Source organism: Synechococcus sp. WH 7805 (assembly GCF_000153285.1).
Taxonomy (GTDB): Bacteria; Cyanobacteriota; Cyanobacteriia; order PCC-6307; family Cyanobiaceae; genus Synechococcus_C.
On sequence record NZ_CH724168.1, the window covers coordinates 2,546,603 to 2,564,810 of the forward strand.

Annotated in this window: 19 protein-coding genes; 10 read left to right on the plus strand and 9 right to left on the minus strand. The window is 59.9% G+C overall.

All coding sequences use genetic code 11. From position 1 onward, the window contains the following. Positions 1-82: 82 nt before the first annotated feature. The 3 genes from WH7805_RS13030 (at position 83) to WH7805_RS13040 (ending at position 3,231) form a co-directional block, all read left to right on the plus strand. On the plus strand, positions 83-1,255 hold the full coding sequence (locus WH7805_RS13030) for a transaldolase (RefSeq protein WP_006043604.1): 1,173 nt from the start codon (positions 83-85) through the stop codon (positions 1,253-1,255). 66 nt (positions 1,256-1,321) lie between these two features. Next, positions 1,322-1,708, plus strand: a complete 387-nt coding sequence (locus WH7805_RS13035) for a Crp/Fnr family transcriptional regulator (protein WP_006043605.1) — start codon at positions 1,322-1,324, stop codon at positions 1,706-1,708. A 41-nt stretch (positions 1,709-1,749) separates the two neighbouring features. Beyond that, complete coding sequence (locus WH7805_RS13040; RefSeq protein ID WP_006043606.1) at positions 1,750-3,231, plus strand: deoxyribodipyrimidine photo-lyase; 1,482 nt, start codon at positions 1,750-1,752, stop codon at positions 3,229-3,231. On the opposite strand, the gene WH7805_RS13045 is transcribed toward WH7805_RS13040, so the two are convergent. The 3 genes from WH7805_RS13045 to pyrH are packed head-to-tail and all read right to left on the minus strand — an operon-like array spanning position 3,228 to position 5,619. Next, on the minus strand, positions 3,228-4,358 hold the full coding sequence (locus WH7805_RS13045; protein WP_006043607.1) for an NAD(P)/FAD-dependent oxidoreductase: 1,131 nt from the start codon (positions 4,356-4,358) through the stop codon (positions 3,228-3,230). The two genes, WH7805_RS13040 and WH7805_RS13045, sit on opposite strands and share 4 nt — an antisense overlap. After that, positions 4,355-4,903 (minus strand): ribosome recycling factor, encoded by a 549-nt coding sequence (frr, locus tag WH7805_RS13050; protein WP_006043608.1) that lies wholly within the window; start codon positions 4,901-4,903, stop codon positions 4,355-4,357. Before frr ends, WH7805_RS13045 begins: the two co-directional genes overlap by 4 nt. 8 nt (positions 4,904-4,911) lie before the next feature. Further along, positions 4,912-5,619, minus strand: coding sequence for a UMP kinase (gene pyrH / locus WH7805_RS13055; protein WP_006043609.1), 708 nt, complete (start codon positions 5,617-5,619; stop codon positions 4,912-4,914). A gap of 102 nt (positions 5,620-5,721) precedes the next feature. Between pyrH and WH7805_RS13060 the strand changes: the two genes are divergently transcribed. Continuing rightward, the gene (locus tag WH7805_RS13060; RefSeq protein ID WP_038004757.1) at positions 5,722-5,907 is read left to right on the plus strand and encodes a hypothetical protein; all 186 of its coding nucleotides are present in this window, start codon (positions 5,722-5,724) and stop codon (positions 5,905-5,907) included. Between the two features lie 3 nt (positions 5,908-5,910). Here WH7805_RS13060 and cobO read toward each other — a convergent pair whose 3' ends face one another. Genes cobO through WH7805_RS13075 form a run of 3 tightly spaced genes read right to left on the minus strand, consistent with a single transcriptional unit; the run spans position 5,911 to position 8,390 of the window. After that, positions 5,911-6,576, minus strand: coding sequence for a cob(I)yrinic acid a,c-diamide adenosyltransferase (gene cobO, locus WH7805_RS13065; RefSeq protein WP_006043611.1), 666 nt, complete (start codon positions 6,574-6,576; stop codon positions 5,911-5,913). Further along, on the minus strand, positions 6,573-7,220 hold the full coding sequence (locus WH7805_RS13070; RefSeq protein ID WP_006043612.1) for a class I SAM-dependent methyltransferase: 648 nt from the start codon (positions 7,218-7,220) through the stop codon (positions 6,573-6,575). The genes cobO and WH7805_RS13070 overlap by 4 nt, the downstream gene beginning before the upstream one ends. 15 nt (positions 7,221-7,235) lie before the next feature. Continuing rightward, entirely contained in the window at positions 7,236-8,390 is a 1,155-nt protein-coding gene (locus tag WH7805_RS13075; protein ID WP_006043613.1) for a site-specific integrase, read from the minus strand. A gap of 72 nt (positions 8,391-8,462) precedes the next feature. On the opposite strand from WH7805_RS13075, the gene hemH reads away from it, so the two are divergent. The 6 genes from hemH (at position 8,463) to WH7805_RS13105 (ending at position 15,152) form a co-directional block, all read left to right on the plus strand. After that, positions 8,463-9,638: a ferrochelatase gene (gene hemH, locus WH7805_RS13080; RefSeq protein WP_006043614.1), complete on the plus strand. Its 1,176-nt coding sequence runs from the start codon at positions 8,463-8,465 to the stop codon at positions 9,636-9,638. A gap of 82 nt (positions 9,639-9,720) precedes the next feature. Beyond that, entirely contained in the window at positions 9,721-11,574 is a 1,854-nt protein-coding gene (gene ilvB / locus WH7805_RS13085; RefSeq protein ID WP_255344571.1) for a biosynthetic-type acetolactate synthase large subunit, read from the plus strand. Further along, positions 11,574-11,930, plus strand: a complete 357-nt coding sequence (locus tag WH7805_RS13090; protein WP_006043617.1) for a hypothetical protein — start codon at positions 11,574-11,576, stop codon at positions 11,928-11,930. The genes ilvB and WH7805_RS13090 overlap by 1 nt, the downstream gene beginning before the upstream one ends. 1 nt (position 11,931) lies before the next feature. After that, positions 11,932-12,159, plus strand: coding sequence for a GIVxVP protein (locus tag WH7805_RS13095; protein ID WP_006043618.1), 228 nt, complete (start codon positions 11,932-11,934; stop codon positions 12,157-12,159). 34 nt (positions 12,160-12,193) lie between these two features. Next, a complete protein-coding gene (locus tag WH7805_RS13100; protein WP_006043619.1) occupies positions 12,194-13,450 on the plus strand; it encodes a hypothetical protein in 1,257 nt (418 codons plus the stop codon). Positions 13,451-13,484: 34 nt separating this feature from the next. Then, positions 13,485-15,152: an NAD(P)/FAD-dependent oxidoreductase gene (locus WH7805_RS13105; protein ID WP_006043620.1), complete on the plus strand. Its 1,668-nt coding sequence runs from the start codon at positions 13,485-13,487 to the stop codon at positions 15,150-15,152. 12 nt (positions 15,153-15,164) lie between these two features. On the opposite strand, the gene pgeF is transcribed toward WH7805_RS13105, so the two are convergent. From pgeF to WH7805_RS13120, 3 genes are read right to left on the minus strand one after another with little or no spacing between them, the layout of a single operon-like run. Then, positions 15,165-15,989, minus strand: a complete 825-nt coding sequence (gene pgeF, locus WH7805_RS13110; RefSeq protein ID WP_006043621.1) for a peptidoglycan editing factor PgeF — start codon at positions 15,987-15,989, stop codon at positions 15,165-15,167. A 2-nt stretch (positions 15,990-15,991) separates the two neighbouring features. After that, on the minus strand, positions 15,992-16,906 hold the full coding sequence (locus tag WH7805_RS13115) for a Tab2/Atab2 family RNA-binding protein (protein ID WP_006043622.1): 915 nt from the start codon (positions 16,904-16,906) through the stop codon (positions 15,992-15,994). Further along, a complete protein-coding gene (locus WH7805_RS13120) occupies positions 16,903-18,195 on the minus strand; it encodes a S1 RNA-binding domain-containing protein (protein ID WP_006043623.1) in 1,293 nt (430 codons plus the stop codon). Before WH7805_RS13120 ends, WH7805_RS13115 begins: the two co-directional genes overlap by 4 nt. Positions 18,196-18,208: the final 13 nt, after the last annotated feature.

Below are 18,208 nucleotides of genomic sequence, written 5' to 3' on the forward strand. Positions count from 1 at the left end.
AACGGCCTGTGCAGGGGGATACCCGCAAGGGTGCCAGCCAACGAAACCTAGCTACGTTGCACTTATCAAGACTTTCAGCGCTATGGCCAGTCTTCTCGATCAGCTCTCAGCGATGACCGTTGTGGTCGCAGACACCGGGGATCTGGAGGCAATCCGTAAGTTCACCCCGAGAGACGCCACGACGAATCCTTCTCTGATCCTCGCGGCTGCCCAGATTCCTGCTTATCAGAATTTGATCGATGAAGCTCTGCGATCCTCTCGTCGACTGATTGGTGACACCGCACCGGTGGAACAGGTGGTGCGTGAAGCGCTGGATGAAATCAGTGTGATCTTCGGCAAACAAATTCTCAAGATCGTTCCCGGGCGTGTGTCCACCGAGGTCGATGCCCGGCTCAGTTTTGACACAGAGGCCACGATCGAAAAAGGCCGCAAACTGATTCGCCTCTATAACGATGCAGGCATCAGCAACGACCGTGTGCTGATCAAGATCGCCTCCACTTGGGAAGGCATCAAAGCTGCCGAAATCCTCGAGACAGAGGGAATTCATTGCAACTTAACGCTGCTGTTCGGTTTCGGTCAGGCCGTGGCTTGTGCCGAGGCTGGTGTCACCTTGATTTCACCCTTCGTCGGTCGCATTCTCGATTGGTACAAAGCGGACACCGGTCGTGATTCCTACCCCGGTCCTGAGGATCCCGGGGTGCTGTCTGTGACCCGGATCTTCAACTACTTCAAAACCTACGGCTACAAAACCGAGGTGATGGGGGCCAGCTTCCGCAACATTGACGAAATCACTGAGCTCGCTGGCTGCGATTTGTTGACTATTTCACCCAAGCTTCTCGATCAGCTGCGTGAGAGCCAAGCCACTCTCTCCCGCAAACTCGACGGTGAGAATCCCTCCAGCAATGAAACTCAGATCCATGTGGACCGTGAGCAGTTCGAGGCCCTGATGAAGACGGACCGCATGGCCACCGACAAACTTGCTGAAGGCATCAAAGGATTCAGCAAAGCGATCGAAACGCTTGAGAGCATGTTGGCCCACCGGTTGGCTGAACTCGAAGGTGGTCAGGCTTTTGGTCATGCCGTTCAGGAAATCTTTCTGCTCAATGACATGAACGGTGATGGCTGCATCACCCGTGATGAGTGGCTCGGGAGCGATGCGGTGTTCGACGCGTTGGACTTGGATCACGATGGGCTTCTCACTCCAGAGGACGTCCGCAGGGGATTCGGTGCAGCTCTTGCCCTCACAACCGCCTGAGTCGGCGATCCCATTACCCACTCTTGATCTGAGCTGATCAGAATTCCAAGAGATCTAGCTGCTTTCGTGAACGCTCTCGACACCATGCGTGGCCTCGCTCAGAAGAGCGAGGTTCACACGTTCAAGACAGGCGACATCATTTTTAAGGCTGACGACCCCGGGGCTTCGATGTTTGGAGTCCTTGAGGGTTCTGTTCGTTTGTCGTGGAAAAATGACGAGGGAAATGAGGGATATGAGCTCATCCACGCTGGGAATGTGTTCGGAGCCGGAGCCCTTGTCATGGATGGTCACCGTCGCCTAGGGACAGCGCAAGCTGAAAGTCCTTGCCGTCTGATTGAGATGAACAGGGAGAAGTTCCTGTTCGCTGTTCAGGAAGCGCCGATGTTCGCGATTGAGCTGCTGGCTTCTGTGGATGCGCGTCTTCGGGATCTGAAAATTACCTCCGTCGGCTGACTCGCTTTTCTATCGTCCGCGAATTCAAGCCGGCTCCGTCTGTGGTCCATGGCCTCCAGCTGGTCTGGTTCAAACGTGATCTGAGGCTGGTGGATCATCAGCCCCTGGCCAGAGCGCTGGCCAGGGGCCCTGTTCTGCCTCTCTATATCGTTGAACCGGAACTCTGGAGTCAACCGGATTGCTCAGCCAGGCAATGGGCGTTCTGCCGTGAATCCCTGCAGGATCTTCAGGAAGCCTTTGCTGAGGTTGGTCAACCATTAATCATCCGGAGCGGCGATGCCGTGGATGTGCTCGAACGGGCCCGGCGTCAGCTCGGCATTTCGGCACTCTGGAGCCATGAGGAAACAGGCAATGCCTGGACCTTTGCCCGGGATCGGCGGGTCGCTGCATGGGCGAGGGAACGGGGCATTCCTTGGCATGAACTGCCTCAGTTTGGAGTCGTCAGGCGGTTACAGACGCGCAGGGGTTGGGCCCGCCGCTGGGAGGAGCGCATGGGTGAGGCGATCACCCCGGCACCCACTGGCTTGACGCCCCTTTCTGGCATCGCTCCAGGAGACCTGCCGACCAACGATGCTTTGGCTCTGCAGGCTGATCCATGCCCCTACCGGCAGCGTGGCGGCCGTCGGTTGGGCCTCCAGGAGCTCAATGATTTCCTCGCGCATCGGGTTCAGGGCTACTGCCGTTCCATCTCCAGTCCGAATCTGGCCTTCAAGGGCTGCTCAAGACTTTCCGCTTACATCACCTGGGGCTGCCTCTCCATGCGGGAAGTGCTGCAACGCAGCCGTGAATTCCAGGGGCGTGGGGTGAGCAGCTTCAGTTCGCGGCTGCACTGGCATTGCCACTTCATCCAGAAACTGGAAGATCAACCTCCGATCGAATGGGAGGACTTTCACCCCTTCATGCGCGGCATCCGTTCTCTGGATGACGCCCGCTTCGCGGCCTGGGCTGAGGGCCAAACGGGCGTTCCCTTCGTGGATGCCTGCATGAGGGCTCTGCGAGCCCATGGCTGGATCAACTTCCGCATGCGGGCCATGTTGATGTCTTTCGCCAGTTACAACCTCTGGCTTCCTTGGCGTGATACGGGTCTGCATTTGGCCAGGCAGTTCGTGGATTACGAACCAGGAATTCATTGGAGCCAGTGCCAGATGCAGTCGGGCAGCACCTCCATTAACACGATCCGCATCTACAACCCGATCAAGCAGGGGCATGATCACGACCCTGATGGAGCCTTCATCCGTCGTTGGTGTCCGGAACTCGAGGACGTGCCTGCCGTGCATTTGCATGAACCCTGGTCTCTTCTCGGTGCTCCCAGGTCGATGCCGATCGTTGATTGCGCGATTTCAGCGCGTGAAGCCAAAGAGCGCATCTTTGAGATTCGCCGCTCCGCAGGTTTTGATCGCCATGCGGATGCCATTCAGCAGCGCCATGGGTCCCGACGTTCAGGTCTGCCCTCGACCAGGCGGAGACGATCGAGCCGGCTGACCACTGACCCCGGCATTGAGCAACTGGCGCTGGATCTTTAGCCCCGCTGCAGAAGAAGGCGACGGATCACCCGCTGGGCGATGTCTCCGTAGCCCATCTCACCGGAAAGGATCTGGGCAATTCGGCGGGGAGCCGTGGGACGCTTGATTCCAAGCTGATACCCCACACCGGGAAAGCGATAGAACACCTGGGCAATGCGGCGGCCCCACGCCATGGAGTCGCCCCAGCGGTGACGCATCACCGTGGAGTAGTCCGCGAGGGATGCCACCTCATTGTTCAGCCAGCGGTCGAGACATTTCGCTGCCTCATATCCGCTCATCAGTGCCGGTCGCAATCCCTCAGCCAGAAATGGATCACACAGTGATGCCGCATCGCCGACCGCCACCATTCCGTCGCGGTGCAATGGACTGTGACCATTCCAGACCCTCAGGGCCGCCTGTTGGCGGAGTCCAGCGTCCGCTGGGAATCCAAGATCAGGAAGCAAGGCGCTGAGAACGGTTTCTGCATCCATCGCATTCCGGCCGATGAATGTGCCCACGCCCACGTTGATGCCTTCATTCAGGGGAAAGGCCCAGGCGAAACCGTGGTGGACAAGACCGAATTCGAAGCGAGCGACACCAGGGTTGAGTGTTCCAAGACCTTCCAGACGAACGGAGAGTGTGCTGGCGAGATGGAGGTCTCGTGGTCCAAGGCCGAACTGACCCGACCAGGGCGATGCCGAACCATCCGCAATCACCACCGCTCTGGTCGTCAACGACTTGCCGCTGTCACCGCGGATTGTCCATTGACCATCCTCACGTTCGACCTGCTGCACAAGACAAGGGCAGTGGAGCGTGGCTCCAGCCTCCAGGGCCTTCTCCAGCAGCAGACAATCGAGACGTTCGCGTCTCACGATCCAGAACGGTGCCTCTCCTGGTAGCTCAGCAACCACCGGATCGTCCAGGCACCAGCTGAAATCCACCCGGCGGATCACATCGTCGACCGCTGGGCTGAGATCGAAGGGAAACCACTGCTGAACTGATGACGCCATGCCGCCACCGCAGGGTTTGACGCGCGGTCCTTCTACCGCTTCCAGAACGCACACCCGATGACCGGCATTGGCGAGGTGAAAAGCTGCTGTGGAGCCGGCTGCCCCAGCTCCGATCACAGCGACGTCGTAGACGCTCACACCTTCAGGATGTCGGCTTCCTTTGTGGCGAGATGCTTTTCCAGTTCGGCGATGAACTGATTGGTCAGCTTCTGGATCTCATCCTGTTGATCACGGCTCTGGTCTTCGGAAAGGTCGCCATCCTTCTCCTGCTTCTTGATTTTGTCGATCGCATCCCGGCGGAGATTCCGCAGAGCCACCTTGCCTTCCTCGGCATACTTTGAGGCCAGCTTGCAGAATTCCTTGCGGCGTTCCTCAGTCAGAGGTGGAACGTTGATGCGGATGACCTTGCCGTCGTTGTTCGGCGTAAAGCCAAGTTCGCTCATGGCGATCGCTTTTTCGATCGAGGCGAGCGCACTGATGTCGAACGGCTGAATCTGAATCGTCTGAGAATCCGGTGTTGAGAGGGTGGCCAGAGATTTCAATGGTGTGTCTGCCCCGTAGTACTCCACGCTGATGCGGTCGAGAAGAGACGAATTGGCTCGACCGGTTCGGATGGTGTTGAAGTTGCGCTGGGTGGCTTCCACCGACTTGCGCATGCTGGATTCGAGATCGGAGTGAGACATGACGATGACTAGTTACTGATGCGAGAACCGATGGGCTCACCTGCCACGGCACGGCCGATGTTGCCGGCTTCGAACAGATTGAAGACCACGATGGGGATGTTGTTGTCTTTGCAGAGGGCGATGGCGGTGCTGTCCATCACCGCCAATTCACCGCTGAGAACCTGTTGGAAGGTCAGAGCGTCGTAGCGCACCGCATCGGCGTGCTTGTGGGGGTCTTTGTCGTAGACCCCATCGACCTTGGTGGCCTTGAACACCACATCGGCTCCGATTTCTGCAGCCCTTAGGGCTGCGGTGGTGTCAGTGGTGAAGAAGGGGTTTCCGCATCCTGCACCGAAGACCACCACACGACCTTTTTCAAGATGCCGGATGGCCCGCCTGCGGATGTAGGGCTCGGCGACTTCTTGCATTTCGATGGCTGTCTGCACCCTCGTGGGGATGCCAGCCCGCTCGAGACCATCCTGCAAGGTGATGGCATTCATCACAGTGGCGAGCATTCCCACATAATCCGCCGTGGCTCGGTCCATTCCCGCGGCCGATCCTTTGAGTCCCCTGAAAATGTTGCCACCACCGACCACGATCGCCAGCTGGGTGCCGCTGGCCACGACACCGGCCACGTCTCGGGCGATGGCCTGAACAATGGCAGGGTCGATTCCGTAGCCTTGATCTCCCATCAGCGCTTCCCCGCTGAGTTTCAGGAGTGCGCGCGCGTAGGCCATTCATCCACCTGATCCTGAAGACAGTAGCAAGCGAGATCGGACGGTCCCAACACTGGCGCGATCGTGCGCTAGCCGCTTGGATAGGGAAACGACAGGGAATCCATGGCTGAAGAGAACGGCGCACGCAGTTCGGTAATGGCCCGTCTCACTCTTTCAGCCCTTGACCGTGCCAGTCACGATCCTTCCTGTTGGCGTGATCCCCTGGTTCACCGTGCACTCCTGGTGAGTGGATTGTCAGTTCTGACTGCGGCTATGGGGCTGTTGCGCAGCGATCTCGACCAGCAGTGATCTCTAAAATTCAATACCCATCTGCGCTTTAACGCCCTGCTCGCGAAACGGGTGGTGAATCAAGGTCATTTCTGTGACCAGATCGGCAGCGTCCACAAGCTCTGCAGGGGCTCCTCGCCCTGTCACGGCTACGTGGGTCAGCGCGGGCCGTTCTCTCAACCCGGTTATGACGGTGTCTGCATCGATGTAGCCCAGCTTCAGAGCCACATTCAATTCATCGAGCAGCACCAGCTTCACCGCTTCATCTCGCAGATACTCCAGGGCTGTTTTCCAGGCCGTTTCCACCAGCTGCTGATCCCGTTCCCGGTCTTGGGTCTCCCAGGTGAAGCCCTCGCCCAGGGCATGCCAGCGCACCTGGTCTCCGAAAGCTTTCAGCGCCCGTGCCTCTCCCGGTTCCCAGCCGCCCTTGATGAACTGCACGATGGCCACCCGCTCACCATGGCCAAGCATTCGCAAGACGAGACCCAGTCCTGCGGTTGTTTTCCCCTTGCCCTGGCCAGTGAACACGAGAATCAGGCCCTTTTCCTTGTTGCGTTCTTCCACCCGCTGCTTCTGGACCTGCTGGCGTCGCTCCATCCGTTTGCGATATCCGGCATCGTCTGGTTCAGGGGCAAGCTTGCCGCCCATGCCCAGCTCCGCTGCCGATTGATCGAGATCCTTCGTACTCATGGCTGTTCGGTTTGGATGGGACGCATGGCGGTGATCCGCTGCAGTGCCTGCCCTGCGAGAAGCTCCTGCTTCACAGATGTGAAACCAAGCTGCTGAAGTTCGGAGGGCAGATCGTCCTCCAGCATGGCGGTCGCGGTGTCCGTTTCAAACAGCTCACAAAAGATCTGCTGAGGCAGGCGCAGCCAAGGACCAGCAGGATGTAGATCCACCAGCACCAGCCAACCGCCGGGTTGGAGCAGGCGTAGCGCACTGCTCAACACCATCGCCCTCTCACGGCGTGGAAACTCATGCAAGGCGACGCTCAGCTGGATGGCACTGAAACTCCCGGAACGCAGTGGGGGGGCCTCGGCAAGGCCCTCCACGCGTTGCAGCATCGGGTGGCGAGTTGCGGCCAGCTGCAAGGCACGAGGGGAGACATCGAGGCCCGTGACAGCAAAGCCCGCAGCCAGCCAGGGGGCGGCTGCCTCGCCGCTGCCGCAACAGAGATCCAGTACGGCAGCTCCAGTTTGTAGATGCGGTTGAAGGGCTTCAAGGCCTAACCCTCGCAGTTTCTCCACACCGCCCACGCTCAGGGACGACACTGCCGTCACTGCGTCGTAAATCCAGCGATAGCGATAGGCCAGGGGGCGGAGAAATGACGACATCTAGGGAAGGGGGGGTCAGGCTCGATGACGGGCTAAGGCCGCATCTACCGCCTGCTGCTGATCACGGCGGGTGATCCAGTGGTGATAGGTGCGCGTGTGAATCGCCACTGAGTGGCCCATCATCCTGGCGGCAACGGTGTCCGGCAGGCCGATGTGAATGGTGCGCACGGCCCAGGCATGACGCAGGTCGTAAGGGGTGATCGGCAGTGCATAGCGGCGGAACTGCTCGCTCACCCGACGCCCCACCTGCTGCAGGGTGGTGCGTCGCAGGTCGGTGCGGATCGCCGGTAGCGCTTTCGGGTTGTCGGCCAGCTGTTGAAGGCCGAAGCGCTCGACCCACTCGGGATGGAAGGGCCAGCTCTGGTGCTCGCCAGTTTTGGTGGTGGGCAGGACCCGCAGCACGCGATCTCCGCCCTCGGCTAACGCGGAACAATCGCAGAAGAACACTTCATGGTTGCGAAGTCCGTAGGTGGCCATCAGGCCGTAGGCCAGGCGCCAGCTTGGATTCGGGATGGTGAGTGCGGTTTCGAGAATTTGGCGATCTGTGGGCAGCTGGCGGAACCGGGCCCGGTGCAGGCCATAACCTCCGGCTTCTTCGCGCCAGTCATCAGGCAGCGGAATCTCCATGAAGCGGGCCAGGGCCGCAAGCGCTGTGGCGCATTGCTGGCGACTGCGGCTCCCGTCTTCGTAACTCGTGAGAGTCTGCATCAACAGATCGGCATTGATGGTGCCGTCAGCGGACTGATTCGACAGACGGCGCAGGTAAGGAAGGTACGCACCGCTCCAGGTTGTGCGACTGCCAGATGGAGAGCGGCGACGCCTGGGATCTGAGAAAAAGGCTTTTTCGAAACGCTTCAAGGCGGAGTTAACCGCGTGGGGCGGCTCGAGTGCTTTGGCACCGCTTCGGCGGGATGACCAGGCTGACCAGTCAAAGCAGCCCTGATCGATATGCAGTCGAACCAAGGATGCGGCATTCAGGGCATGGTCGAGGCCCGCCGGGTCTGCCTTGACGCCGAGGCTAATGCGCTGGAGTTTTGTCTGCCCCGGATCCAGACGCAATGGCAGCACGCCGCGTAGGTTCAAGCGGGAGCCGCGTTGCTCGATTCGCAGTTTCGATCCCTGCGCCGCCAACTGTGTATTGGCGGAAACCAGCGCCTTCTCGAACTCCATAAATGTGTCGCCGACGCCAAGGATCGCGTTAATGGCCGCTACGCTCAACCCCCTTAACCCGGTGTGATTGCTATGTCCCGCGTCGGCGTCGTACTGCTGAACCTGGGTGGTCCCGAGCGCATTCAGGACGTAGGCCCCTTCCTGTTCAACCTCTTCGCTGACCCGGAGATCATCCGGTTGCCTATACCGGCGCTGCAGAAGCCACTGGCCTGGTTGATCAGCACCCTGCGAAGTGGGAAGTCCCAGGAGGCCTACCGCTCCATCGGAGGAGGGTCACCGCTCCGGAGGATCACTGAGCAGCAGGCCAGGGAACTTCAGAGTTTGCTGCGTCAGCGCGGAATTGATGCCACCAGCTATGTGGCCATGCGCTACTGGCATCCCTTCACCGAATCCGCCGTTGCCGACATCAAGGCCGATGGCATGGATCAAGTGGTGGTTCTGCCCCTCTACCCTCACTTTTCCATCAGCACGAGTGGTTCGAGCTTCCGCGAGCTTCAGCGGCTGAGGCAGGGAGATGCATCCTTTGAAAAGCTGCCGATTCGATGCATCCGCAGTTGGTTCGATCACCCGGGATATGTGCGGGCGATGGCCGAGTTGATCGCCGAGGAAGTGCGCAAGAGCGACGATCCCACCCAAGCGCATGTGTTCTTCAGCGCTCATGGTGTTCCCAAGAGTTACGTGGAGGAAGCGGGAGATCCCTATCAGCAGGAGATCGAATCCTGCACGGATCTGATCATGAAGGCGTTAGGCGAGCTGATGGGCCATGAGAATCCCTTCACCCTCGCTTACCAGAGCCGGGTTGGCCCGGTGGAATGGCTCAAGCCCTACACCGAGGAAGCGCTCGAGGAACTTGGTCAGGCCAAGATCAACGACCTGGTCGTGGTGCCGATCAGCTTTGTCAGCGAGCACATCGAAACTCTCGAAGAGATCGACATTGAATATCGCGAGTTGGCCACGGAAGCTGGCGTGGTGAATTTCCGGCGTGTCCGAGCTCTTGATACCTATCCGCCGTTCATCGAAGGGTTGGCCGATCTCGTGGCAACCAGTCTGGACGGCCCTGAAGTCAGTCTTGATGCTGCAGCTGAGCTGCCCACGAAGGTCAAGCTTTATCCGCAGGAGAAATGGGAATGGGGCTGGAACAACAGCTCTGAAGTTTGGAACGGTCGCCTGGCCATGCTCGGATTCTCGGCGTTTCTTTTCGAGCTGATCAGTGGTCACGGACCGTTGCATGCCCTCGGGCTTCTCTGATGGTTGCAACAGGCCGCCTCAACGCCGGGCAGGAAAGCAGGTTGAACCTTAATGTTGATGAACAGTATGTCGTGATGCCGCTGTGACGCTGACCTCCGCTCCCAAGGTCGATGCAGCGTCCGGACTAGGGGATGGGTGCCGTATGACCGGTGCCAATGCCCTGATGGACGCTTTGCGTCGCCATGGAGTCGACACGATCTTCGGCTATCCAGGCGGCGCCATCCTCCCCATCTATGACGCTCTTCATGTGGCGGAAAGCGAGGGGTGGCTGCGTCACGTGCTGGTTCGGCATGAGCAGGGAGGAACGCATGCCGCCGATGCCTACGCGCGGGCAACAGGTCGCGTCGGCGTTTGTTTCGGTACCTCAGGACCTGGCGCCACCAATCTCGTCACCGGCATCGCGACGGCGCAGATGGATTCTGTTCCGATGGTTGTGATCACCGGGCAGGTTCCCCGAACGGCGATCGGCACCGACGCCTTCCAAGAAACCGATATCTTCGGAATCACCCTGCCGATCGTGAAGCATTCCTGGGTGGTTCGCGATCCTGCGGATCTTGCCTCGGTGGTTGCCCAGGCCTTTCATATCGCTGCCTCCGGGCGTCCAGGCCCGGTGCTGATCGATATCCCAAAGGATGTCGGACAGGAGGAGTTCGATTACGAGCCCGTTGAGCCGGGCACGGTGATTCCTGCCGGTTTCAGCGCCACTCCACCTCCAGATCTCACTGCGATTGCTGACGCGCTTGCGCTGATCAAGACGGCCAACCGCCCCTTGTTGTATGTGGGTGGTGGGGCTGTCGCCGCTTCCGCCCACGACAGCCTGATGGTGCTGGCGGAGCGCTATCAGCTCCCCGTGACAACAACACTCATGGGAAAGGGGGCCTTTGATGAAAACCACCCACTGGCGCTCGGCATGCTTGGCATGCACGGCACCGCTTACGCCAATTTCGCGGTCACTGATTGTGACTTGCTCATTGCTGTGGGAGCGCGTTTCGACGATCGCGTGACCGGCAAGCTCGACACCTTCGCCCCCCGGGCACGGGTGATCCATTTTGAGATCGACCCTGCTGAAATCGGCAAGAACAGGCGAGCGGATGTGGCCGTGCTCGGGGACGTCGGGGCCAGCTTGGCTGCTCTGGTGGAACTGAGCCTGCAACAGGGACATGAACCTCGCACCGCAGCCTGGCTCGAAAGGATCAAGGACTGGAAACAGCGTTATCCCCTAACAATCCCTCCTGCTGAAGGATCGATCTACCCCCAGGAGGTTCTTCTGGCGGTCAGAGATCTGGCGTCCGATGCCATCGTCACCACCGATGTGGGGCAGCATCAGATGTGGGCTGCCCAGTACCTGCGCAATGGCCCCCGAGGCTGGATCAGCAGTGCGGGTCTGGGAACGATGGGATTTGGCATGCCTGCGGCACTCGGCGCCCAGGTGGCCTGTCCCGATCGGAGGGTCGTGTGTATCGCAGGCGACGCCAGTATTCTGATGAACATTCAGGAGCTCGGCACGCTCGCGCAGTACGACTTGCCCGTGAAAGTGGTGATCGTGAACAACCACTGGCAAGGCATGGTCCGGCAGTGGCAAGAAAGCTTCTATGACGAGCGATATTCAGCATCCGACATGCTGAGAGGAATGCCGGATTTCGAGATGCTGGCGCGCTCCTTCGGCGTTGAGGGACTCAAAATTGTTGAACGTGCCGAGCTCAAGTCGGGACTGGCTGCAGCCCTCGCCTCACCCCATCCCACGATTGTTGATGTGCATGTCCGACGGGGGGAGAACTGCTATCCGATGGTGCCACCGGGATGCAGCAACGCCCAGATGGTTGGTTTACCCTCTCATCCTGAATTGGCCATGGATACCCAACGCAACTGTCCAGCTTGTGGTGCCGTCACCTCCAGTGATCACCGTTTCTGCCCTTCCTGTGGCAGTGCTCTGTGATGGGGCGTCATGTCCTGGGTGTTGCACTGGCGCTCATGCTGCTTTTGATTCAGCCCCTGCTCACCCAGGCCGCTGAAGTTCTTCAGGTTCGTGAAGCCACGCTTCTGCAGGTCGGTGATCGCAACCGCAATTACAGCGTTCGCTTGGCTTGTATCGAGGTGTCCCCGGAGGACCAGCAACTGGCCGTCGACTGGTTGCGCCGGACACTACCCCGTCGCCGACGCGTCAATCTTCGTCCGGAAGGAAGTGTCGATGGTGTGCTCCTTGCACGGGTGACGCCGATCGGTGTTGAACAGGATCTGGGTGCTGCTCTGGTGGATGAGGGCCTGGCCCACGCCACCTGTCCCCCTGCTTGAGATGGCGCGCAACCGAATCGCCTCCGGCATCGTGATGGTCCCGTGCTTCCTGCTCGGGTCGGCATTCTTCAGTACAGCGATCTGGGGGGATGCTGCCTCCGGCAATCGACCGCTTGCTCTGGGTATGGGAGCTCTGCTTGTTCTCGCCGGTTGTCTCGCCTTGCTGATTCAGGGGGATGCTCCAGACACACCGCAAGATCCTGTGACAAAACCCGACGATCCAGTCTGAAATCTCTACGTTCAAAACCTGGGTGCGTTTTGTCATGACCCATCCTTCTCAAGCACCTTCCAAGGTCCCTGCATCGGATGAACCCATTGCGGAGTCTCCTCCCGAGGAGTGTGTGGGTGGTCAGCCGCCTTTCGTTCGCTTCCTGCAATCCGGCTTTGTGCTTCTGGCCACAGTGATCGGTTGCCAGGCCTTATCAGCCAGTGCCTCCTCGAGATCCTCTGTGGTTGCCATTTCGAACGGTGGTGGCTCTGGCGCGAATGCTGAATTCATGGCGGGGTTTGCTGTCGGTCTGGATCAGGTCAGGGCGTGTGGCGTAGATCCTGCATCCGTTGACTGGTTGTCGGTTGCTCCAGGAGATGATCCATCGGCTCTTCTTGGCCAACAGGTGTCTGTGTTGGTGGCGCCTTTCTCCGCTGATCTGTCCATCTATGCCCAGCTCGCAAGCCAGCGCAAGCTTGGGGTTCTACTGCCCTATCAGCGTGGAGAATCCCTCAGGAGCCTTGCTGAACTGGATCCTGAAGGACGCCTCCATCCGGTTGTTCCTCCGTATCAGCAGGATCTCAATCAACTGATCGGTGACCTTCTCGACCAGGGCATTCGCAGGGTGATGGTGGTGGCCGATCCGACTGATCGGAGTGCCGATCAAGCGGAGAGTTTTGTTTCGGCCTTCCAGGGGGATGGCGGAATTGTGGACTCTTACGAACCATCCCTGGTACAGACGGTCAGTGCAGATGATGCGGCCGCTCTGGAACGGTTGTTCAAGGATGTGTCCTGGAAGGGACCTCAGGCCATCGTTTTGGCCGCGGCTCATGACAGTGTCCTGGCTCAGAAACTGGATCGAGCTCAAGCTTCGGGCCGTCTCGGACAACGTCCTGAGGCCCTACTTCGGGTTTGGTTGCTGCCTCATCACCGCGTCAGCGATCTGTCTGAACGTTCCTGGCCACAGCTCATTCTCGATCAGCCCGCCCATGGCCCCGGTTGGGGTGACTTTGCGTCCATCTATCGCCGTTCACGTGGGGAACAGCCCACTCTTTTGGCGGCGTCTGGGTTCGATACCGCACGGCTGGTGGCTCTCTCCTCTCTGGCCCCACCACCGGTTTCAACGGAGGGAACCCGGGACCCGCTGGGTTGGCTGGATCCTGCCCAAGAGCCGACACTCCTTTGTGATGCGATTGAGGATCGTCTTGGCGGACAGCCCGTGCGTCTGATTGGTGCGGCAAGCGATCTGGTGCTGCGCCCTGGACAGTCTCCTTCAGGGCAAGCCACCATCCGCCGGATCCCCGGTCGGTAGGTTTTCAAGGGGGACGACTCGGGAGAGTGGACTTGTGCTGAGGCTGAGCGAGCTCCGTCTGGAGCTTGATCACACGGATGAGGATCTGGAACAAGCTGTTCTTCGCTGCCTGAAAATTTCACGGGAGCGCCTGCTCGAGTGCCATCTGGTGAAACGCAGCATTGATGCGCGGCGTCGCGATCGGATTCGCCTGATCTACAGCGTTGACGTGCAGGTGCGCGGAGAGGACGCCCTTCTGCGTCGGTTCGCTCAGGATCGCAGGATCCGTCGCAGCCCTGATGAGCGCTACCACTACGTCGCGCAGGCTCCTGCGTCCCCCTGCGCGGGTGGTCCGCTTCGTCCTGTTGTGATCGGCGCTGGCCCGTGTGGTTATTTTGCGGCACTTCTGCTCGCTCAGATGGGCTTTCGGCCTCTTCTGCTGGAGCGGGGGCAGCCAGTGAAGCAGCGCAGTGCCGACACATTTGGATTCTGGAGAAGGACCTCGGCGTTTCAGCCAGAATCCAATGTGCAGTTCGGTGAGGGAGGGGCAGGAACCTTCTCCGACGGAAAGCTCTACAGCCAGGTGAGTGATCCTGCCCACTACGGCAGGAAAGTGCTGGAGGAACTTGTTGCCTGCGGTGCCAACAGTGAGATCCTCACTCTGCATCGCCCCCATATCGGTACCTTCAAACTTGCCACCGTGGTGAGGGGCTTGCGGTCACGGATCGAAGCGCTGGGAGGTGAAGTGCGCTTTGGAAGCCGGGTGGATGCACTGGAGATCGAACCAGGATCATCGTCCGCCATGAAACCGTTGCAGCTCTCCGGAGTGAGGCTTTCTGATGGCACGCATCTGGCTTGTGACCAGCTGGTTCTGGCGCCGGGACATTCGGCCAGAGATACCTTCGAGATGTTGGAACGTGTTGGCGTTGCACTGGAACGCAAACCGTTCGCCGTAGGTGTTCGAATCGAACATCCTCAAGCCCTAATCGATCGCGCCCGCTGGGGAGACTGCGCCGGTCACCCGTTGCTCGGTGCCGCCGAATACAAGCTTGTTCATCACGCCAGCAACGGTCGGTGCGTCTACAGCTTCTGCATGTGCCCCGGCGGATTTGTGGTGGGTGCGACCTCGGAGGCGGGCCGTGTCGTGACGAACGGCATGAGCCAACACTCCCGCAATGAGCGCAATGCCAACAGTGGGCTCGTGATCCCGGTCATGGACGATGACCTGGAACCCCATGCCCGCTTCCTGGGTGATCCCTTGGCGGGTATGGCGTTTCAACGTGCACTTGAAAGCCGCGCCTTCGACCTGGGAGGAGGCGATTACAGCGCCCCTATCCAGCGCTTGGAAGACTTCCTCAAGGGCCGTGCGTCCAAGGACATCGGCTCTGTGGTCCCGTCCTGCCAACCAGGTGTACGTCCTGCAGATCTCGCCGAACTGCTGCCAGAAACGATGATTGCTGCATTCAGGGAGGCCCTGCCGGCCTTCGCGGATCAACTCCCCGGATATGACCACCCTGATGCCGTGCTCACTGCCGTCGAAACGCGCACATCGTCTCCACTGCGCATCCCGCGCGATGAGGCGTTGGAGTCGATCAATGTTGCGGGTTTGACTCCCGCCGGTGAAGGTGCGGGGTTCGCGGGGGGAATCCTGTCCGCCGCGATTGACGGGATCCGGGTCGCTGAAGCTGTGGCTTTGCGCCTTTTGGAACGACCCTCGAACTGACCCTGGCTGAATTCAGGCCGCGGCCTGACCGACGATGCCACTCCATTGGACCGCCTTGACCTGGTCGCGTCGCCAGGAGTGGAAGAGGTCCGGTTCGCCGACAGTACAAAGAGGACACAAGCTGATCCTGTCAGCTTGCAGGCCCCAGTCCACCAGCTGGGAGAAGGCGGCCCTGCGGATGTCGAGGCGATAGTGACCGTCCTGGGGATCATCACGAATGATTCCGTCCTGTTCCAGGGCCTGGAAAGATGCCTGCCGGCTCCCTAACGAGGCTCCAACTTTCTCAGCCACAGCCTCTTCAACCTGATAAAGCTCACCGCTCACGGCAGGACCCATCGCAACCAGGAGGCGGTCTTTTCGGGCACCCAGTGCTTCCAGTTGAGAGACCGCTTCCGGAAGAATCCTGCTGGCCACGCCTCGCCATCCGGCGTGACAGGCCGAGGCGTGACCGGTGTCCGGATCGGCAATCAGTACAGGCGTGCAGTCAGCACCGCAGACCCAGAGACTTTGCCCGCCTTGATCGCTCACCAGCCCATCGGCCTCAGGCCAGGGTGATTCAGTCGCTTTCGAGGCTGGCAGAACGACGTTGCCATGCACTTGTTGAGGACGGTGCACACTGGCGCCCGCTGAGAGGTAGCCGGCGAGTTCATCAGGTCCCCGGCCCTGCCAGCGCCGGGTGAAAAAACCATGTTCAAACCCCGCTGCGTGCAGGAGGTCAGAGGTGAGGTAATACCCCCCGTAACAGCCGACCCATGTCCACTGCTCGAGAACATTGAAGCAGCGGTCAGGGCTCTGGAAGGGTCCGCCATTGCAGTCGTTGGTTTTGATTGGATCCACGCTCAGATCTCGGGTCGATCTCTGAGCATCCAGAAGCCATCAAACCGTTGGCTGTCCGGTGTGGTCTGTACGGAGATGAACTGAAGGCCGCGGCCCCTGCTGACCGAGTCCATGAGGGCCTCACGGCACTGATTCGCCTCCATCTGGCCAAGGTCGCTGACCAGCCAACTGTCATCCTGTCCGGCGTCAAGCACCAGTTGCTGGTTGCTTACTCGCAATCGGACCGGTTCCAGGCCTCCAAGCCAGCCAGCCAGCGCCAGGGCGCGGGTTTGGCTGAAGAGGCGCAGGCCTGGAACCGGCAGCTCAGGATCCATCCCCTCTGGAATCGGAAGCAGATCGTTGAATCCCATGGGCCATTCGCCGGCTTCAAGCAGACTTCCCAAAGGCAGGGCTGCCCAGCACCAGGCGTCTCCCCGAACGGCCTCAGGCAAGGGCAATGGAGGCGTGGCAATCGGTGCAGGAGGTGGAGCGATCGGGCCGGCCATGAACCCCTCATCCAGGGGATACACGCTGCGCTCTCGCTCCTCCAGCCAGTCGAGGAGTGCATAGGTTCTCCGGCTTGGAATCATCTCCAGACCCAGCTCGCTGGCTGCGCGTTGCACCATCGTGCGCATCGCGCTGCGCCAAGTGCGCAATCGTTTGGGCTGTAACCATCCCTGTTCGTTGGCTGCGGTCAGGGCTTCGCGAAGTGCGGAAGTTAGCCAGGTGGAGTTCACATCTCCTGCCGGACAGCGCTTTTCAAAGCGGAAACAGACCGGCTCTGTCGGGGTAGGAGTGCTTGTGATCAGAAGTTCCCATCGCTTCTTCCCATCGGCTTCCAGGATCGGTCTCGAATAGAAATCAAGTTCCCAGTCAGCCTGTTTCTGGGCCGAGGATTGCTCTCCATTGTTCCCGGCTGTCTGCGGAGCGGTGATCATCCAGCTGACTGTTCCTGTTGCCTGAGGACGTTACGAGCTCTGTTGGCGCGATCGGTCGCTTCTTCCATCACTCCATCACGATTGATGAGGAGCTCGCCAGGCTGCCCTTCAAGCATGGCCGTGTTGAGGGCGATGCGTCCCCGTCCGGGATCTAGCTCAGTGATCAGCGCCTTGACGGAGTCACCATGATCGAAGACTTCCCGTATTGATCGCAGACTGCCGCCGGTGATCATCGACTGGTGAAGAAGTCCGCTGATGCCGCCGAGATCGATAAAGAGTCCATAGGGCTTGACTGCGGCCACATGGCCCTCCACCAGCTGACCGACTTCGAGTTCGGCGAAGCGGGCCGCTGTTGCAGCCTTTTTCTCGGACAGCACAAGCTTGCGTGTGTCGGGATTGACCTCTAAGAAGGCGACGCCAAGGGTCTTGCCAACAAGCGCTTCATGGTTCTCGCCATCCTGAAGCTGGGATCTGGGGATGAATCCACGTAGACCCTCGAGATCACAGGTGACGCCTCCACGGTTGAAACCACTGACCTTCACCTGGGCAACCTTGCCCTCCTTCTCGAGCTGCTTCACCTTGTCCCAGCTTTGACGCAGTGCCAGGGCCCTGCAGCTGATGGTGACCATGCCGTCGGCATTCTGCTCCCGAGTCACCAGCACCTGGATCTCGAGGCCTTTCGGGAAACGTTCCTTGAGATTTGTGATTACTCCCAGCCCGCACTCGCTCTTCGGCATGAAGCCAGGCGCTTTACCACCGATGTCGACATACACACCATCGCTTTCCATCCCGATCACCGTTCCTGTGACCACCTCGCCTGTGGTGCCGATGGGTTCGTTCTCGTCCAGGGCAGCCAGGAAGGCATCCTCGTCAAAGTCGAAATCATCAACACTGCGCTGAAGCCCTCCTGGGGCCTGCTGCATTTGAGCAGGCTTCCGGCGAGGCTCAGACCCACCCATGAGATCGGCCATGGTCATGCCGCCGAAATCGTCGTGATCGGGTGATCGGCTCGCCTGGGGTTCCGCTGTGCGGGGAGCTGCAGGCACGGCTGCCTGGGGAGGCGGTGCAAGGGACGTCCCGGCTTCACGGGCCGCCTGCTCGAGCTGTTCTGCCTTCGCTGCCGCCGCATCTGCCGCAGCTCTGGCTTCTTCGGCTTCCCGGCGGAGACGGTCTTGCTCCTCACGCTTGCTGATGTGCATCACCTGCAAGGGCTTCTTCGGCGGCTGAGGGGAGGGAGTCAATGCCTTAGGGGATTCTTCAGATGAATTTTGACGTTCTGTGCCGGCCATGGGACCCGTCGTC

What these genes read in the sequence shown, in the direction of transcription:
- WH7805_RS13095 (WP_006043618.1), top strand. Translation starts at nt 11,932, where the DNA reads ATGGCGCGCAACCGAATCGCCTCCGGCATCGTGATGGTCCCGTGCTTC.
- WH7805_RS13075 (WP_006043613.1), bottom strand. Translation starts at nt 8,390, where the DNA reads ATGGAGTTCGAGAAGGCGCTGGTTTCCGCCAATACACAGTTGGCGGCG.
- pyrH (WP_006043609.1), bottom strand. Translation starts at nt 5,619, where the DNA reads ATGGCCTACGCGCGCGCACTCCTGAAACTCAGCGGGGAAGCGCTGATG.
- hemH (WP_006043614.1), top strand. Translation starts at nt 8,463, where the DNA reads ATGTCCCGCGTCGGCGTCGTACTGCTGAACCTGGGTGGTCCCGAGCGC.
- WH7805_RS13030 (WP_006043604.1), top strand. Translation starts at nt 83, where the DNA reads ATGGCCAGTCTTCTCGATCAGCTCTCAGCGATGACCGTTGTGGTCGCA.
- frr (WP_006043608.1), bottom strand. Translation starts at nt 4,903, where the DNA reads ATGTCTCACTCCGATCTCGAATCCAGCATGCGCAAGTCGGTGGAAGCC.
- WH7805_RS13120 (WP_006043623.1), bottom strand. Translation starts at nt 18,195, where the DNA reads ATGGCCGGCACAGAACGTCAAAATTCATCTGAAGAATCCCCTAAGGCA.
- cobO (WP_006043611.1), bottom strand. Translation starts at nt 6,576, where the DNA reads ATGAGTACGAAGGATCTCGATCAATCGGCAGCGGAGCTGGGCATGGGC.
- WH7805_RS13115 (WP_006043622.1), bottom strand. Translation starts at nt 16,906, where the DNA reads ATGATCACCGCTCCGCAGACAGCCGGGAACAATGGAGAGCAATCCTCG.
- WH7805_RS13060 (WP_038004757.1), top strand. Translation starts at nt 5,722, where the DNA reads ATGGCTGAAGAGAACGGCGCACGCAGTTCGGTAATGGCCCGTCTCACT.
- WH7805_RS13090 (WP_006043617.1), top strand. Translation starts at nt 11,574, where the DNA reads ATGGGGCGTCATGTCCTGGGTGTTGCACTGGCGCTCATGCTGCTTTTG.
- WH7805_RS13100 (WP_006043619.1), top strand. Translation starts at nt 12,194, where the DNA reads ATGACCCATCCTTCTCAAGCACCTTCCAAGGTCCCTGCATCGGATGAA.
- WH7805_RS13070 (WP_006043612.1), bottom strand. Translation starts at nt 7,220, where the DNA reads ATGTCGTCATTTCTCCGCCCCCTGGCCTATCGCTATCGCTGGATTTAC.